The organism is Bacillus sp. F19, from assembly GCA_023823795.1.
Lineage (GTDB): Bacteria > Bacillota > Bacilli > Bacillales > Bacillaceae > Bacillus_P.
This window is the reverse complement of the sequence record CP085710.1, coordinates 233,732-250,786: the sequence shown is the minus strand read 5'-3', so window position 1 is coordinate 250,786 and position 17,055 is coordinate 233,732. Positions and strand designations below refer to the sequence as shown.

General features: G+C 42.0%; 14 protein-coding genes, 1 pseudogene and 2 riboswitches. Of the genes and pseudogenes, 2 read left to right on the top strand and 13 right to left on the bottom strand.

The annotated features are described in order from the left end of the window. Positions 1-314: 314 nt before the first annotated feature. The 4 genes and pseudogenes from LIT25_01415 to LIT25_01400 form a co-directional block, all read right to left on the bottom strand. Positions 315-1,646: pseudogene (locus LIT25_01415) on the bottom strand (DEAD/DEAH box helicase). A 165-nt stretch (positions 1,647-1,811) separates the two neighbouring features. Next, the gene (locus tag LIT25_01410) at positions 1,812-2,519 is read right to left on the bottom strand and encodes an alpha/beta fold hydrolase (GenBank protein ID USK34127.1); all 708 of its coding nucleotides are present in this window, start codon (positions 2,517-2,519) and stop codon (positions 1,812-1,814) included. Positions 2,520-2,819: 300 nt separating this feature from the next. Next, a complete protein-coding gene (locus tag LIT25_01405) occupies positions 2,820-4,187 on the bottom strand; it encodes a UDP-N-acetylmuramoyl-tripeptide--D-alanyl-D-alanine ligase (GenBank protein USK34126.1) in 1,368 nt (455 codons plus the stop codon). An 87-nt stretch (positions 4,188-4,274) separates the two neighbouring features. Further along, positions 4,275-5,360, bottom strand: a complete 1,086-nt coding sequence (locus LIT25_01400; protein ID USK34125.1) for a D-alanine--D-alanine ligase — start codon at positions 5,358-5,360, stop codon at positions 4,275-4,277. Between the two features lie 2,522 nt (positions 5,361-7,882). On the opposite strand from LIT25_01400, the gene LIT25_01395 reads away from it, so the two are divergent. Next, a complete protein-coding gene (locus tag LIT25_01395; GenBank protein ID USK34124.1) occupies positions 7,883-8,203 on the top strand; it encodes a thioredoxin family protein in 321 nt (106 codons plus the stop codon). 58 nt (positions 8,204-8,261) lie between these two features. Further along, a riboswitch (SAM riboswitch) is annotated at positions 8,262-8,366 on the top strand. An 81-nt stretch (positions 8,367-8,447) separates the two neighbouring features. After that, positions 8,448-9,512: an LLM class flavin-dependent oxidoreductase gene (locus LIT25_01390; GenBank protein USK34123.1), complete on the top strand. Its 1,065-nt coding sequence runs from the start codon at positions 8,448-8,450 to the stop codon at positions 9,510-9,512. Here LIT25_01390 and LIT25_01385 read toward each other — a convergent pair. The 9 genes from LIT25_01385 to LIT25_01345 all read right to left on the bottom strand — a co-directional run bounded on the left by LIT25_01385 (position 9,507) and on the right by LIT25_01345 (position 16,701). Next, positions 9,507-10,277 carry a class I SAM-dependent methyltransferase gene (locus LIT25_01385; protein USK34122.1) on the bottom strand — a complete coding sequence of 257 codons (771 nt, stop codon included), beginning with the start codon at positions 10,275-10,277 and terminating at the stop codon, positions 9,507-9,509. The two genes, LIT25_01390 and LIT25_01385, sit on opposite strands and share 6 nt — an antisense overlap. 218 nt (positions 10,278-10,495) lie before the next feature. Beyond that, complete coding sequence (locus tag LIT25_01380; GenBank protein USK34121.1) at positions 10,496-11,095, bottom strand: DedA family protein; 600 nt, start codon at positions 11,093-11,095, stop codon at positions 10,496-10,498. A gap of 64 nt (positions 11,096-11,159) precedes the next feature. Beyond that, positions 11,160-12,194 carry a sporulation integral membrane protein YtvI gene (gene ytvI, locus LIT25_01375; GenBank protein ID USK34120.1) on the bottom strand — a complete coding sequence of 345 codons (1,035 nt, stop codon included), beginning with the start codon at positions 12,192-12,194 and terminating at the stop codon, positions 11,160-11,162. Positions 12,195-12,314: 120 nt separating this feature from the next. After that, positions 12,315-13,016: a hypothetical protein gene (locus LIT25_01370; protein USK34119.1), complete on the bottom strand. Its 702-nt coding sequence runs from the start codon at positions 13,014-13,016 to the stop codon at positions 12,315-12,317. Beyond that, positions 13,013-13,882: an ABC transporter ATP-binding protein gene (locus tag LIT25_01365; GenBank protein ID USK34118.1), complete on the bottom strand. Its 870-nt coding sequence runs from the start codon at positions 13,880-13,882 to the stop codon at positions 13,013-13,015. Before LIT25_01365 ends, LIT25_01370 begins: the two co-directional genes overlap by 4 nt. Then, positions 13,872-14,249: a GntR family transcriptional regulator gene (locus LIT25_01360; protein ID USK34117.1), complete on the bottom strand. Its 378-nt coding sequence runs from the start codon at positions 14,247-14,249 to the stop codon at positions 13,872-13,874. Before LIT25_01360 ends, LIT25_01365 begins: the two co-directional genes overlap by 11 nt. A gap of 157 nt (positions 14,250-14,406) precedes the next feature. After that, complete coding sequence (locus LIT25_01355) at positions 14,407-14,784, bottom strand: YqzG/YhdC family protein (protein ID USK34116.1); 378 nt, start codon at positions 14,782-14,784, stop codon at positions 14,407-14,409. 154 nt (positions 14,785-14,938) lie between these two features. Beyond that, entirely contained in the window at positions 14,939-15,817 is an 879-nt protein-coding gene (locus LIT25_01350; GenBank protein USK34115.1) for a GNAT family N-acetyltransferase, read from the bottom strand. Positions 15,818-16,074: 257 nt separating this feature from the next. Next, the gene (locus LIT25_01345; GenBank protein USK34114.1) at positions 16,075-16,701 is read right to left on the bottom strand and encodes a TetR/AcrR family transcriptional regulator; all 627 of its coding nucleotides are present in this window, start codon (positions 16,699-16,701) and stop codon (positions 16,075-16,077) included. A gap of 160 nt (positions 16,702-16,861) precedes the next feature. Further along, positions 16,862-16,970: riboswitch (SAM riboswitch) on the top strand. The last annotated feature ends 85 nt before the right edge of the window (positions 16,971-17,055 follow it).

Here is a 17,055-nt window from a genome sequence, read left to right as displayed (position 1 = left end):
ATAGAATGCACGGTATGAATGAGAATTAATTTGGACCACCTTCCTGATTAGAAAGTCAGCGCGGCTCGATAAACAGCCATGTTAATCGGAAGCTTTTCCATCTGAAAATGCATAAAAAAAACACACCGCGCTTAAATGCACGGTGCGTTTGGCATCATCTATTAGTTAGATGAAGATGAGTTTGAGTAACGTCTTTTGTTGCTGCTGTTAGGCTTGCCGCCTTGTTGTCCGTAAGAACGTTTGTTGTTCTTAGAATGTGGGCGCTGACCGTCTCTTCTGTTGCGGTTACTTGAAGAAGAAGAACGTTTTCCGCCTCTTTTCGCATACATTGGAGCCTCATCCGTTAAGTTAACCGGAGTTTGGTTCGGTTCTTTTGTCATTAATTTGATTGCAGCAGCAAGTACTGATACTTGATCGAATTCTTCAAGCAATGCTTCAGCAGTGCGCTTGTAGAATGATAAGTTCTCATCAGTGATTGTCTGACGGATTTTTTCGATTGAAACAGATTGCTGACCTTCAAGCGCCTCATCAAGAGTCGGTGCTTTCATGCGGTCCATTTTGCGCTTAGTTGTACGCTCAATGATTTTAAGCATATCTTGTTCTCTTGGTGTTACGAATGTCATCGCAGCACCTGTTTTGCCTGCACGGCCTGTACGCCCGATACGGTGAACGTAGCTTTCAGGGTCTTGAGGAACATCAAAGTTGTAAACATGAGTTACACCAGAAATGTCCAGTCCGCGTGCAGCAACATCTGTAGCAACAAGCACTTCAATTGCGCCTTCTTTAAACTTGCGAAGAGCAGACATACGTTTAGCTTGAGTTAAGTCGCCATGAATTCCCTCAGCTGCATATCCTCTAAGCATTAATGCTTCAGAAAGCTCATCAACTCTGCGCTTTGTGCGTCCGAAAACGATCGCAAGCTCAGGTGATTGAATGTCAAGAAGACGTGTTAATACATCAAACTTCTTCTTTTCTTGTACTTCAATGAAGAACTGCTGAATATTTGAAACAGTCATTTCCTTCGCTTTTACTTTAACAAGCTCAGGGTTTGTCATGAATTTCTCAGCAATGCGTCTGATCGGATCAGGCATTGTAGCGGAGAACAGCAATGTTTGGTGCTCTGAAGGAACATTTGAAAGAATGTTTTCAATGTCTTCAATGAAGCCCATGTTCAGCATTTCATCTGCTTCATCCATTACAACTGTTTGAACGTCAGATAATTTCAATGTTTTACGGTTGATATGGTCAATTAGACGGCCTGGAGTACCAACGATAATGTGAGGAAACTTCTTCAATGAGCGAATTTGGCGGTTAATGTCCTGTCCGCCATAAATCGGAAGAACGCGAGCGCGTTTAGCAGATCCGATTTTGTAAAGCTCTTCAGATACTTGAATCGCAAGTTCGCGAGTCGGTGCAATGATGATCCCTTGAATCTTATCTTGTTTAACATCGATTTTTTCAATAAGCGGAATACCGAATGCAGCTGTTTTACCAGTTCCAGTTTGTGCTTGGCCGATCACATCTTTATTCTGTAGCCCCAGTGGAATGGTTTGTGCTTGGATAGGTGTAGCTTCTTCAAACCCCATTTTATTAATAGCTTCCATTAATAATGGGCTGATACCTAGTTCTTGAAACGTAATTGTCAATTTGTTCTACTCCTTTTAATCTCTATAGCTTTCACAGACTTTCATGTATGGTGAAACAAAAAACGCCCCATCGGGCAAAACGTTAGCTTTATAAAAGCCCGTAAACACTTAACTTTAATCATACCACTTTTTTTATCCTTTTACAACAAGCCGTAGAGATGTGATTCATTTTGCACTCATTTTATTTTGTGTCATCAGAAAGGATTCTATAACTTCAACAAGCATTGGGAAATCCTCCCCATGACAAATAAGATGTTTTGAACAGGGCAGAAAACAAAGCTCCTTCTGCTCTGAAGTGATTCTTTCATAGATATATTTTGCGCTTTTCACAGGCACAATTCCGTCACACTCTCCTTGGACAATCAAAACAGGTATAGTTATTTTATCCAATATTGGTCGGATATACCTGACGAGTTTCCTGAATTCAAGCGTAGCTGCAATAGGTGTTTCAAGGATTTTTTTTCGGTATCTTATAAAAAGTTCATTGTTTGCCGCATTTCCTCTAATGGCATCTGCAAAGAGTTCTTTTACATCAATAAGCATCTGCCGGGGATTAAGGTAATAAGCCGCTGCACTCAGCAGGACAAGTTTATCTACCCGGTACCTCGATGCCAGATACGCGGCAATTAATCCGCCCATTGAAAAACCGATGATATAGACTTCTGTGCATTCTTCTAACAGATCTCTTAATTCATTTTCAGCATGGGCAATCCATTCACTGAACTGTATTCCCTTCAGACCTGGGGTCTCTCCATGTCCCGGCAGAGTAGGCACTTTCAGCACCCAGTCTGTCTCTTCCTTCAGATGGCGGACAAGAGGTTCCACTTCATACGGGGCACCGGTAAATCCATGAATACATAGGCATCCTTTCATGTCGCTCTCTCCCAAACATCAATTTTGTAAAACTGCGCCAGCTGTTGTTTTAAACAAAAAAACCCTGGGTATATTTAAAGTACCCTGGGTTACTATATTTCAAAACAAAAAGGAGCGTTCATCATGACAGTCTCTTTTTATTCTGCAGCATTTTGATTCCGGATGTTCAATCAAGGTGCAAGTCCATTAAAAAAGACAGCTGCTTCCGCATTTTGTTCTAATTTTTTCTGCAGTTTTTAAAAAAATAGTCAATTTTTTTTTAATGCGTCCCTCTGTTGTTTCGTTCATGTGATTTCTCCCTTAAAAAAGCGCATTAACGACTTCTTCAAGCTTCATGCCGCGTGAAGCTTTTACTAATACGAGATCCCCGGATTTTGCCGTCTGTCTTAATTGATTAACAAGCTCTTGTTTATCTTGATAGACATGAATTAGGGCCGGATCCATTTTTTTACGTGCACCGGCAGCTATTTCCGCACCGAGTTTCCCGAACGTGAAGAGATGATGAATCTCTTTTGAATCGATCGATTCTCCGACCTCTTGATGAAACTTCACCTGCATCTCTTCGCCCAGTTCAAGAATGTCTCCCAGCACAAGAATTTTCTGATTGTAACCCTGCATGTCACACGCAAGCCTGATGGCTGCCTTCATTGAAGTCGGGCTTGCATTATATGCATCATTAATAACAGCAAGATTCTCTTTTGTTTTTGTTAATTCGAGACGCATGCCCGTCATTTGGATTGCTTTTAATCCTTCACTGATTTTCTCTTGCGGCACACCTAAGAATTCTGCTGCAGCGATTGCTGCGAGCGCATTGTTAACATTATGTTTTCCGAGCACAGGTAAAAATAACTTCTCTTCCCGCCCGCTGATTTTAAAGAATGTGCCGTTTTCTGTTTGCTGAATCTCAGAAGGAGAATAAGCATTCCGCTCAGACCCGCCAAAAGAAATCGTTTTAAACGAATAAGCTTGAACCCGTTCTGTAAGCAGAGGTTCCTCACCGTCATAAATAAGAACGCCATCAGGCTTTAGCCCGCTGACAATTTCAAGCTTTGCTTCTGCTATGCCTTCCCTTGATCCCAGGTTCATTAAATGGGATTCGCCGATATTCGTTATGATCGCAGCATCAGGCTTTGCAAGATTTGAAAGGAGTTCGATTTCGCCCCTGCTGCTCATGCCCATTTCGAGTACAGCTACTTCTGTATCCTCGTTCATGCTGAGGATCGTAAGCGGCAATCCGATATGATTGTTAAAATTCCCTTTGGTTTTATGTACACGGTATGTTGTGGCCAGCAGCGAAGCCACCATATCTTTTGTGGTAGTTTTCCCATTGCTTCCCGTTATGCCGATTACCTTAAGCTGAAGCTGCTCTAAATAGCTGCTCGCCAATTGCTGCAATGCCTTTAACGTATCATCAACTAATATAACGGCACCTGACGGAGGATTCGGTTTATTGCGGTCCCATAAAGTTGCAGCAGCACCTTCTTCGAGCGCTTTTCCGGCAAACTCGTGCCCGTCAAAATTTTCGCCGACAATCGGGATGAACAGGGTTCGGGCTTCAATCTTCCTCGAATCCGTTGTAATTCCATGAATGAACTCATTTTCTTTTTCAGCAGATAATCCTGATCCGCCTGCCATCGTTTGAATGTCCAATAACGAACGTCGTATCATTTTGTGAAAACTCCTTTCAAATCATGTTTATTCATCAATATGTAAACCAAGAAACACTATTCCTAAGAATAGTGTTTCCATGCATTCTTAAAACGTATGTTTAATTTGCTGTTTTCCTTCGTGGCGTTCAAGCGCAAGCTCAACTAATTTCTCAATAAGCTCAGGGTACTCAACACCTGCATGCTTCCAAAGCAGCGGGAACATGCTGTATGGAGTAAACCCAGGCATCGTGTTCACTTCATTAATCAAGGCTCTTCCGTCTTCTGTTAAAAAGAAATCTGCACGTACAAGGCCTGATCCGTCAATGGCCTTAAATGATTTAATAGCTAAATCTTTGATCAGAGCATATTCTTCTTCTGTTACTTGTGCCGGAATCATCATATCTGTATCGCCATCAACGTATTTTGCTTTGTAGTCGTAAAATTCTTTTTTAGGTGCAATCTCTCCGACTACAGAACAGCTTGGTTCATCGTTCCCAATGACGCCAATTTCGATTTCTCGTCCGATAATGCCTTCTTCAATAATAATCTTGCGGTCATAATTGAATGCCTCATCAAAAGCTTTTACAAGTGATTCCCTGTCTTTGCATTTGCTGATGCCGACACTTGATCCAAGATTTGCTGGTTTCACAAAGCATGGGTAGCCTAGCTCCTGCTCAACTGTCTCGTAAGCTTTCTCCGGAGATTTCTTCCAGTCGTTTTTAATGAATGAAACGTATTTAGCCTGCTCGAGTCCGGCCTGTGCAAACAGGTTTTTCATGATCACTTTATCCATGCCGGCTGCAGAAGCAAGAACGCCATTCCCTACATAAGGAATATTCAGCAATTCAAGCATGCCCTGAACCGTTCCGTCTTCACCGTTTGGTCCATGCAGAAGCGGGAACACTACATCAATTTGCTCATGCTCATTGTCCGTTTTTGAAGGAAAGAGATCCTGATTCAAAGCAACCGGCGATACAGCTGTGCCGCCGTCTCTAAACTGAAGAGCAGCAACGTTTGCAACAGGCTCCTGCAATTTTGCACCGCGAATCCATTCGCCTTTATCTGAAATGTAGATTGGATGTATATCAAATTTCTTTGTATCTAAAGCTTTTATAACAGCAAGTGCGGTCTGCAATGAAACCTGATGCTCTGCTGACTTGCCGCCGTATAATAATCCGACTTTAATTTTCATGTGGATATCCCCCTAAAGAAAGTTCATCTCTTCTATATTATCATTTTCAAATCAAATTGTTATAGCTCATCATGCAATTCTTTATAACATTCGAGTGACAAGCCTTTTTCCGTCCGCTTTTGATTCTCATATTTTCAGCTTTTTGAGTTGGTGCAGTGTCTCTGCAGGCTCTGAGGTTACCCTATTATGGTTTATTAGCTGCTTCGCGGCTCATACAGGCTCTTTGATTCCCCTAAATCGGGGTTTGGACTGTTTTGGGGACTCATACAGGACCTATGATTCCCCTAAATCGGGGTTTGGGCTGTTCGAGGGACTCAAACTGGCTCTTTGATTCATCTAAATCGGGGTTTGGACTGTTCGGGGGACTCAAACTGGCTCTTTGATTCCCCTAATTCAGGGTTTGGCTTGTTCTGGGGACTCAAACTGGCTCTTTGATTCCCCTAAATCAGGGTTTGAGCTGTTTTGGGGACTCAAACTGGCTCTTTGATTCCCCTAAATCAGGTTTTGGACTGTTCTGGGGACTCAAACTGGCTCTTTGATTCCCCTAAATCAGGTTTTGGACTGTTTTGGGGACTCATACAGGACCTATGATTCCCCTAAATCGGGTTTTGGACTGTTTTGGGGACTCATACAGGACCTATGATTCCCCTAAATCAGGGTTTGGACTGTTCGGGGGACTCAAACTGGCTCTTTGATTCCCCTAAATCAGGGTTTGAGCTGTTTTGGGGACTCAAACTGCTCTTTGATTCATCTAAATCAGGTTTTGGGCTGTTCTAAGGATTCAAACTGGCTCTTTGATTCCCCTAAATCGGGGTTTGGACTGTTCGGGGGACTCAAACTGGCTCTTTGATTCCCCTAAATCGGGGTTTGGACTGTTCGGGGGATTCATACTAGCTCTTTGATTCCCCTAATTCAGGGTTTGGCCTGTTCTGGGGACTCATACAGGACCTATGAGTCCCTAAATCAGGGTTTGGCCTGTTCTGGGGACTCATACTGGCTCTTTGATTTCCCTAAATCGGGGTTTCGGCTGTTCGGGGGACTCAAACTGGCTCTTTGATTCCCCTAAATCAGGTTTTGGGCTGTTCGGGGGATTCAAACTGGCTCTTTGATTCCCCTAAATTGGGGTTTGGGCTGTTCGGAGGATTCATACTGGCTCTTTGATTCCCCTAAATCGGGGTTTGGCCTGTTCGGGGGATTCATACTGGCTCTTTGATTCCCCTAAATTGGGGTTTGGGCTGTTCTGGGGACTCATACTGGCTCTTTGATTCCCCTAAATCAGGTTTTGGACTGTTTCTGGGATTCATACAGAGTCTTTGATTCCCTTAAATCGGGGTTTGGGCTGTTCGGGGGATTCATACTGGCTCTTTGATTCCCCTAAATTGGGTTTGGGCCTGTTCGGGGGATTCATACTGGCTCTTTGATTCCCCTAAATTGGGTTTGGGCCTGTTCGGGGGACTCAAACTGGCTCTTTGATTCCCCTAAATCAGGTTTTGGGCTGTTTTGGGGAATCATACAGGACCTATGATTCCCCTAAATCGGGTTTTGGACTGTTTTGGGGACTCATACAGGACCTATGAGTCCCCTAAATCAGGGTTTGGCCTGTTCGGGGGACTCAAACTGGCTCTTTGATTCCCCTAAATCAGGGTTTGAGCTGTTTTGGGGACTCAAACTGCTCTTTGATTCATCTAAATCAGGTTTTGGGCTGTTCTAAGGATTCAAACTGGCTCTTTGATTCCCCTAAATCGGGGTTTGGACTGTTCGGGGGATTCAAACTGCTCTTTGATTCATCTAAATCGGGGTTTGGACTGTTCGGGGGACTCATACTGGCTCTTTGATTCCCCTAAATCGGGGTTTCGGCTGTTCTGGGGACTCAAACTGGCTCTTTGATTCCCCTATATCAGGGTTTGGCCTGTTCGGGGGACTCATACAGGACCTATGATTCCCCTAAATCAGGGTTTGGACTGTTCGGGGGACTCAAACTGGCTCTTTGATTCCCCTAAATCAGGGTTTGAGCTGTTTTGGGGACTCAAACTGCTCTTTGATTCATCTAAATCAGGTTTTGGGCTGTTCTAAGGATTCAAACTGGCTCTTTGATTCCCCTAAATCGGGGTTTGGACTGTTCGGGGGACTCAAACTGGCTCTTTGATTCCCCTAAATCGGGGTTTGGACTGTTCGGGGGATTCATACTAGCTCTTTGATTCCCCTAATTCAGGGTTTGGACTGTTCGGGGGACTCATACAGGACCTATGATTCCCTAAATCAGGTTTTGGCCTGTTCTGGAGACCCAAACAGGACTTATGATTCCCCTAAATCAGGTTTTAGGCTGTTCCGGGGATCCAGCAGGCACTTTCCACACCCATGTAACAAATCAACAGCTATTTGCGAACACCAAATTCCCTATTCCATTCAGCGCGGTTTGCGGTTGACCAGAGCTCTTTAAAAAGTTTATTTTGACATGCATAAGCAATTCGTGAATGCAAAATCCTCATTATGTATTAAAATAAAAGCAAGGAGGCATGATCATGAAGCAAATTACATCCAAAAAACAGTTTCAAGAGTTAATTACCCAAGATCAAGAGGTGCTAATCAAATTTTTCGCAGACTGGTGCCCTGACTGTACTAGAATGAATATGTTTATTGATGAAATCATTGGGGCTTATTCTAAATATGATTGGTACGAAATCAATAAAGACGAGTTCCCAGAACTTGCAGAAACTTATCAGGTAATGGGCATCCCAAGCATTCTGATCTTCAAAAACGGAGAAAAACTCGGGCATCTTCACAGCGCTAATGCAAAATCGCCGGAGCAAGTAACTGAATTCCTGCAAGAAAATCTCGGCTGAATTTTTAGAATTGACAGATTAAACAATTTTATTTATGATACAACTAATTTCATATGCTTTCTTATCAAGAGAGGTGGAGGGACATGGCCCTTTGAAGCCTCGGCAACGGATCTTAACAGAAACCGTGCCAATTCCAGCAAACGTTATGTTTGACAGATGAGATGGAACTGAAAATAGCAGATTCTGCCTCTCTTCTTACACAAGAGAGGCTTTTTTTATGCGGAAAGAGAGGAGTGTTTTATTGATGAAATACGGATTTTGGCTGCCGATCTTCGGCGGATGGCTTCGGAATGTGGAAAATGAGAATATGCCCCCGACCTACGCTTATGCACAAGAGGTCATTCAGAAGGCGGAAAAATGGGGTTATGATACAAGCTTGATTGCCGAGCTTTACTTAAATGATATTAAAGGACCTGAGCACGATTCCCTCGAAGCATGGACCACAGCTGCCGCACTTGCAGCAGTGACAGACAAGATTGAAATCATGACCGCAGTAAGACCCGGTTTTCATAATCCCGCGGTCACAGCAAAAATGGCAGCCAACATCGATCACATCAGCAATGGCAGATTCACCTTAAACGTCGTATCAGCCTGGTGGGAAGAAGAAGCACGGCAATATGGCGGAATTTTTACTGAGCATGATGCAAGATATGACCGGACCGAGGAATTCATCCAAGTATTAAAAGGGCTGTGGGAAAAAGAAACCTTCACCTATCAAGGTGATTTCTATCAGTTCAGCCATACACATCTCTATCCAAAGCCTGTGCAAAAGCCGAATCCGATTCTTTATGCAGGCGGCGAAAGCCCCCGCGGAAAAGAAACCATTGCCAGACATTGTGATGCCTATGTTATGCACGGCGGAACGGTTGATGAAATCAGAAGCAAGATTGATGAGATGAAGAGGTTAAGAGCATCTGCTGAAGGCACACCGTTTCAATCCTTTGGAATGGCTGCTTACATTGTGTGCAGAGATACGGATGCTGAAGTTCAGGAGGAGCTAGCAAGAATCACGGATATTAAGGAATCATCAGCTTATGCGGGATATAAAGATTTCACAACAAAATCCCAGCTTGAACAAAAGCTCGAGCTTTATGATTACTCTGTCTCAAATCGCGGATTGCGACCGAATCTAATCGGAACGCCTGAGCAGATTGCAGATAAGATTATTCAGTATGAAGATGCCGGACTCGACTTGCTTCTGCTGCAATTCTCTCCGCAGCTAGAGGAAATGGAACGATTCTCAGCAGAAGTCATGCCGCTTGTGGAAGAAAAAAGAAAAGCGAAACCAGAAAGCACACACTCTTCATGAGTATGTGCTTTCTGGTTTTCTTCCTTCAAACGTAATGGTTTGCTCCGCATGCACGGGTTCTTTTCCATATGTATAATCAGCTGATATCACAATGTCTGTAAATCCAAGCCGCTCTAAAACTAATTTAAATTCACGTACACCGTACCATCTCATCGCAAACCTCTGCAGTTCAGTGTCAATCAGCTTCCCATCCTGCCACTTTTCATATTTCAAATAGCTTACCGAATACTGCTCAAGGTAATTCACTTCCACCCGCTTTGATTCCATTGTAATAACGTTCTGTTCGGGTGTAACCCAAGTTTTCGTCTTGACTTCATTTAGAGCAGTATCAGGCTGAAGATACAAATCAAGAATCAGACGGCCGCCTGCAGCCAGATGATCGTAAAAATTCTTAAGCGCCAAAATGGATTGCTTTCTGTCTTCAATCAGCAAAAACGTCCCTGCTGGAATGATAATCGCCTCGAAGGTGCGGGGGAGTTTCATTTCGCTCATTCCCATTTCCTGCAGGACTGGAGTCAGCCCCCTCTCCTCGCAGCGCTTTTTGCATGACTCGAGCATGTCTTTTGATTGATCGATTCCTTCGATTTTCAGCCCATCCTGAAGCAAAGGAATAAAGATTCTTCCTGAACCGGCACCCGGCTCTAAAATACGTCCTTTTACGTCCTTGAGACGCTCACGGTAATATTCGATGTCTCCAAAAGAATGGCCGACCGGCTTATCAATATCATAAACTTCCGTTGCAAGCTTGCTGTAGCTGCTGAACATGTAACCAGCCTCCCCGCTAGAATTATGTTATTATTTATAGCCTTAATCCTGTGCCTCATACATAAGAAATGCGGAATCGCCCGTTTAGCCCGGCAGACAGAAAAGTCCGGGTTTACCTTTTGCCGGAATTGTTTTGGCCGTGAAGTTGGGCGATGCAGCTTGACATCAATACGCTAAATTACTGTCTTATCTCATCCAATCAAACGTTTGTTTAACTCTTAAATCCTTTTTGTGCGCGGATCATTGCGTTTTACAAGATAGTAGCCGATACCTGCAAGCGCCATAATAATGACAATCGGAATAATATATGGCTCAGCAGCATATTTAATCTCGGTCCAATTCGTGCCGAGCTGAATCCCTAAGTACAAAAAGAAAATGGTCCATGGAATCATGGCAGCAACAGTATAAATAGTGAATCTCCATAACGGCATCTTTCCGATTCCAGCAGGAATGGAAATGGCATGTCTCACAACCGGAATGAATCTTGCTGTAAAAACAACCCCGGCACCATATTTTTCAAACCAGGCCTCTGATAGATCCAAATGATGTTTATTAATAAATAAAAATTTTCCGAACTTTTCAAGAAAGGGTCTTCCGCCATAATACCCCATCCAATAAAGGAAAACTTGTGCAAGCGTTCCACCTATCACTCCGGCAACAACCGCTCCCGTAAACTTAATTTGTCCAAGAGAGATTAAATAGCCGCCATACCCCAGAACAATTTCACTTGGAATAACCTCAACCATTAAACCCAGAGCAATTCCGTAATAGCCTAAATCAGCCAGAACCTCTAAAAGTGAATAAATGAATTCCTTCATATTTGCTCCCTCTGCTTTGTATTTTCTATAAAGAAAACAGCATGATCGTTCCTGTACTCTCGGGTTAGAATTTAAAGTCCGTTCGAATCATGCGGGCTTTACGAAGTGTGTCAAAGACAATGACAAGCGCCGGTCCAGCGAATAAACCGATAAATCCAAGGAGCTTAAATCCTATGAACAGGCTGATCAGCGCCGCTAAAGGTGTAATGCCCATACTGCTTGAAAAGATTTTAGGTTCAATGACTCTTCTGACCACAGTGATGACTAAAAAGAGAATCACCAGCCCAATTGATAATGCTTGGTCATTTTGAAAAAATGCGTAAATTGCCCATGGAACGAGGAAAGATCCTGTGCCGAGTATCGGGAGAATATCCACAATGACAATCAGGAGAGACAAGACCACTGTGTAGGGAACTCCCAGGATGGAAAGACCTGCAAACGCCATCACGAAAGTCAGGGCACTTAAAAAAATCTGCGCTTTTACAAACCCAATACCTGCTTTATTTAATTCTTCCAGGACAAGAGTGAGTTTCTCTTTCGTTTTCTCGGTTAAACTGTCTGCAATCATCCTTTTTAATCGCGGAAGCTCAAGGCTGAATAAATATAATGCGATTAGATAAATCAGGATTTCAAACATTAAACCAGGAAGAAAGGCGATAAAATCAAGCAAGCTGTTTAAAAAACCATTCACGCCTTCTTCAAACGATTTAAGTCCAGCTGTAAACGATTCCTCAAGTGATTGAACAACTCCTCCTGGAATGGTTTCCTGCACTTGTTCCCATTTCGTTAAAGTGGGCTGAATGATGCTTGCATAAACCTCTTTAATGATTTCAGGGAGACTCGATGCAAATGCAACAAATTGATCAAAAACAACTTTAACTGTAAAGTAGCCAATCATCCCCAGCAGTGCAACATAGGCTGTAAATGCGGCAAAAACGGCAAGACCGCGTCCAAAATTCAAGTGTTTTTGCAGCCTTTGCACAGCCCCTTCCAGTAAGAGCGCAGTAATTAATGCGAATAAAAGAGATAGGCTTAGCGGCAAAAGGATCATGACCACGACGATCAAAATACTGAGCAAAATCCATTTTTTCTTGTTCACCTTTTCGTTTCCCCTTTTAATATATATACGTGTTCCTTTTATTATAATCTATTAAATGGAAATCAAGTTATATACTAAAAAAAAAAGCAAGCCATGGTTTTAGCCTGCTTTTAAAGTTAATTATCGAGATGAAACTGTCTTTGCGGCAGCTTTTATCAATACAAACCAGCCTATTGCAAGGAAGACCCCGCCGATTCCAAACAAATAAGCAAAATACTGAAGGGCCTGATCGCCTCCAAACTCAAAAACAAGTTTGATAAACTCGTCGCGGACAACTGGAATGAACAGAAGGACAGCCGCCAATCCAATCGCGGCATATCCCCCTATTAAACCAAAGCGGTAAAACAAACTGCCAAGCAAAAAGAAGCCGGACAATAAGAAAAAACAGATAGCGCCGTCAATAAAGAAATTAACTAGATACAGATTTTCATCACCAAGAATCTTTGCAAAGTAAAAAATCTTCAGATCTGCTCGAACCATACTTGATTCCATTCCTTCAAGCACCATGATCAAAAGAGTATGCGCAGCTGCCATAAATATAGCAAGCAAAAGGAGAAAGAGACTCGTGGCTGCATAATAATTTTTTCTGGTTGACCCAATTTTGATGCTGAACGGATACGTTTCTTTTACAGTCAGAAACCCGGCAGTGGCACTGAAAATATAAACCGCTATTCCGCTTGAGACCGTCAGATTCCCTCCAGTTGAAAGCTGAATGCCAAAGGAAAGAGCCATGCAGCTGAACAGGATGGTCCAGAAAATCGTGAGTGAATTTCGAATATCCAATACTTCAAACAGTAAGATTCCGCGACATTGTCTCATCATGCAGAAACCCCGCCTTTCGGTTTTGCTGTTAAATAAACCATTAAATCCTGAACCGGCACATGTTCAACCTGCAATCCAGCCTCATTAGCTTCCATGCGGTTTTCTCCGTATAAGACGGCGTGTTCCATACTTCCAAATGATTTGCGGTAAACCACGTTTTTGTTTTTTACAAATTCTGAAACGGCGGCTGAAGATCCATTGACCACAAATGATTCCTCTCTTAGTTCATCTGTATTTTTCTGCATCAGCAGCCTGCCTTCAGATACAATCAGCACTTCTTCCAGCAGCCGGCTGATTTCGTCTATTAAATGAGTGGATAAAATAAATGTCCGCGGATATTCTTCGTACTCTTCCAAAAGCAAATCATAAAACTTACTTCTGGCTGCTGCATCAAGTCCGATATACGGCTCATCAAATATCGAAATCGGCGATCTGCTTGCAAGACCAACTGTTATGCCCAGCGCAGATTCCATTCCCTTTGATAAAGTTTTGATTTTCATATTTTCATTCAGATAAAAATCCTCAAGCAGTTTTTCAGCTGTTTCCCGGCTCCAATTTGGATAAAAGTAATTTGCAATTTTAAAGATATCTTTTATCTTTAACCCTTTTTTAAAATTTTCGCTTTCATTGATCAAACAGATTGACTCCGTTATTTCTTGATTTTCAAAAGGCTTTTGGTTATTAATCAAGACTGATCCCCCAGTAGGCATAATCTGCCCGGCAAGAATTTGCATCAATGTTGTTTTACCGGCTCCATTCCTGCCCAGCAGTCCGTAAATCTTATTTTCTTCAAGCTGCAGGGTAATGCCGTCAAGCGCTCTTTTTTTGCCATAGACCTTCGTTAATCCGCTAATGTTAACTTTCATTAAGGCCGCTCCCCTTTTCAAGCATTTCTTTTAAGTCGTTTACACTGATATTCAGTTTTGCCGCTTCAGATTTCAGCGGCAAAATAAATGCTTCATAAAATTGCTCTTTACGCTTTTGAACCAGCTTCCCCTTTGCCCCTTCAGCTACAAACATTCCAATCCCTCTCTTCTTGAAAAGAATGCCTTTCTCCACTAATTGATTGATTCCTTTTGCCGCTGTTGCCGGATTAATTTGATAATGTGCCGCAAACTCATTTGTTGATGGAATTTTTTCTCTTTCCTGAACCATGCCATTGATGATGTCATCTTCTATCTGTTCCGCTATTTGCTGAAATATTGGCCTGTCGGTATCTAAAAATGGATTCATATGACCCCTCTTTCGGTTCACTTGTTAGTTAGTTAGTTACTTATGTAATTAACTATATACCTTAATGTAAATCATTGTCAATGACTGCATCCTTTTTTTAGAAAAAATGGGTCAGATCTTAAATGAAAAAGACGATCCCTTAACGGGATCGCCTGTTTTATGATATTTTCTCAAATGTAACCTTGACCACTTTTTTCGTCTTTTCATTATATTCAACTAAAACAAGCACTTGAAACGTTTTATTCTTTTCCTTCAGCGTAAGCTTGAACGTTTCGATTGAAGTTTCTGTTTTTCTCTTTTTGCCTACGTGCAGGTAATCTGTGATTTGAGCACCAGGGTATTTTTCCATGGTCTTGCGCATAGCAATTCTTCCGTACTCTTCATAAGAAAGAACTTTGGTTTCTGCATGAGCATGAACAGAAAACGCGGTCGTACTTCCTGCCAAACAGAAAATCAGCAAGATGTTCAGCCAGCTCTTCATTTTTACAATCCCTTCTTTCTTTTTGGCTGTGTTCGCAAAAATTGTTGTTTTCAATTTCCTGTTTATCAGGATCATATCGTGCTCTTTTCTTTATAATCTTTCGAAGTTTTTCCGTTAGGGAGCGATTTAATAAACAAAAGACAAATGAAAAGCAACAATCTTTTAGAAAAGAGCCTTCTTTTTCATAGGGTTTGTAAATGAATGAATTCTATGCAGACATCTCTTTGATCATAAACACTTGCTCCGCTTTTTCAATGAAACCCTCTTTTTCTAAGATTTCATGGACCAACTGATTGGATTTCGATAGATTGACAGCCGTCCTGTGAATCTCTTCTGTGTATGAAAATGCAAATGCTTCATGAAGCAGCGTGCGCAGAACAGCTTCTTTCTCTTGATGTTCAGGGTGTGCCTCACATTGAAATAAAAGGATGCTTGATAGCGTTCCATCATCATCATATTTCCGTTTTGACAGGGCAAAGCCAATGGTTTCACCCTTTTCGTCTAATGCATGAATGGATTCACCGTCCCTTATGTTCTGCCACTGCACCTGCCAGGGCATCAGCTTGTTATAAAAAGAGACATCCTGTACGTCCCTCGGCTTTTTAACCTGGACACGGAATCCGCCTTTTGGTTCTTCGAACTTTAGAGGAGCTGAAAGACCAAGGTGTGCAATCCGGTCGACAACCTGATAGCCCATTTTTTCATAAAGCTTTATCGCACGATCATTATGAGAGACGGCTTCAAGAGTAGCTGTGTCTACATTTTCTTTTTCATAAAGAGACAAAACCTCTTCCATCAGCTTTACCCCGACCCCTTTGCTTCGGTATTTAGGAGCAACACCTGTACCGCCATTCCATGCTATTTTTTTGCCGTCTATGGTTCTGATTCCATTCAGAACCAGTCCAACCGGCTCTGAATCGTGAAAAGCTACAACAGATAATGCCGGCGAAAGATTTTCAAGCACCATTCGGTTAAAAAAATTCTCAAGGGACAGCGTCATATCAAAATAATATCCCTCAAAACCTTTATTCCATGCGGTTAAAGCTTCTTCAAGCGTACATTGAGACAATCTCTTAATTGTGATCATACCGTACCCCATTTCTCATTATTGTCGTGAAACTCCCCATCATAAAAAAGCTCTCTCCAGATAACGCCTTCCTGCTTAAAGCCTAATTTCTCATAGGAGCCTTTTACTCTTGAGTTGTAGTGATAAACATTTAGCCCTACCGGTATAATCCTGAATTGTGAAAGCCATGCTCAAGGATTAATTTCATCGCTTCAGCGCCACCTCAAAGTCTTCTTTTCTAAAAGGACGCAGGTATACATTTTCTCCTTGTAAAAACCTCATGCAGATCCCCTCTTTTCTAAGTACATGAAGATCATTTCTTCTAAAGCACGGATTTGTTTTTGATAAGGGTAATACCCGCCTATCACTGAATAGTGAAGACAAATGCCGTCTATGGTTCCCCATACCATAGAAGATATGAGCGATGGATCCGTCTCTTTGTTGAATTCATTCTGTCTTATGCCTTCTTCAATGATCTCAACAAGCAGTACTTGATAAACGTTGTCATACCGGTCTGTCATGACTTTCTTAAGTTCTTCATCACGGCCTGAATGAATCCAGAATTCAAGGTGAACACCGATCATTTTCTGCCACTGTTGAGATAGCTCAATTTCTGCATAGCTTTTGAAAAACTGGTGAAGTTTTTCTTTTGCAGTCCCTCTCTCTTGAAAACTTCTTTTCAGTTTGGCGATATTCTGCTCTGTCCGCATCTGCATCAGCTGAAGGTAAATTTCTTCCTTGCTTTTAAAATAGTTGTAGATTGCGCCTTTACTTAACCCAGATTCAGCTACAATATCGTCTATTGTTGCAAGCTGAAATCCTTTTTCTCCAAAAGCCTTAAGGGCACTATCCAGGATATGGCGTTTCTTTTTTTCCTTATATTCATCTGAAACAATTGGAGCCACCTTTACACCTCCTTAAAACCGACTATACAGTTTATTTTATTCCACTGATGACGGTAAATTCAAACAATTTCGAAAAAAATATTTGTTAAATCTACCATTTGACTTTTATACAATAACCCCTTAATGTAGAAAAGGTCATTTTTTAAAAACACAATATATCTTCTTATTAAGAGAGGCAGAGGGACTGGCCCTGTGACGCCTCGGCAGCGGACTCAGAATATCTGAGTGCTGTGCCAATTCCAGCAAGCCGCGTGCTTGAAAGATAAGAAGAGGTTTATTCCATTCCGGATTTAAGATCTCTTCTGCTTTAGAAGAGATCTTTTTTTTATAATAAGAAAGGTGGTACTGGTACAC

Excerpts from the sequence above, each read along its gene's own strand:
- LIT25_01410 (USK34127.1), bottom strand. The coding sequence starts at position 2,519 with ATGAAAGGATGCCTATGTATTCATGGATTTACCGGTGCCCCGTATGAA.
- LIT25_01405 (USK34126.1), bottom strand. The coding sequence starts at position 4,187 with ATGATACGACGTTCGTTATTGGACATTCAAACGATGGCAGGCGGATCA.
- LIT25_01400 (USK34125.1), bottom strand. The coding sequence starts at position 5,360 with ATGAAAATTAAAGTCGGATTATTATACGGCGGCAAGTCAGCAGAGCAT.
- LIT25_01395 (USK34124.1), top strand. The coding sequence starts at position 7,883 with ATGAAGCAAATTACATCCAAAAAACAGTTTCAAGAGTTAATTACCCAA.
- LIT25_01390 (USK34123.1), top strand. The coding sequence starts at position 8,448 with ATGAAATACGGATTTTGGCTGCCGATCTTCGGCGGATGGCTTCGGAAT.
- LIT25_01385 (USK34122.1), bottom strand. The coding sequence starts at position 10,277 with ATGTTCAGCAGCTACAGCAAGCTTGCAACGGAAGTTTATGATATTGAT.
- LIT25_01380 (USK34121.1), bottom strand. The coding sequence starts at position 11,095 with ATGAAGGAATTCATTTATTCACTTTTAGAGGTTCTGGCTGATTTAGGC.
- LIT25_01370 (USK34119.1), bottom strand. The coding sequence starts at position 13,016 with ATGATGAGACAATGTCGCGGAATCTTACTGTTTGAAGTATTGGATATT.
- LIT25_01365 (USK34118.1), bottom strand. The coding sequence starts at position 13,882 with ATGAAAGTTAACATTAGCGGATTAACGAAGGTCTATGGCAAAAAAAGA.
- LIT25_01360 (USK34117.1), bottom strand. The coding sequence starts at position 14,249 with ATGAATCCATTTTTAGATACCGACAGGCCAATATTTCAGCAAATAGCG.
- LIT25_01350 (USK34115.1), bottom strand. The coding sequence starts at position 15,817 with ATGATCACAATTAAGAGATTGTCTCAATGTACGCTTGAAGAAGCTTTA.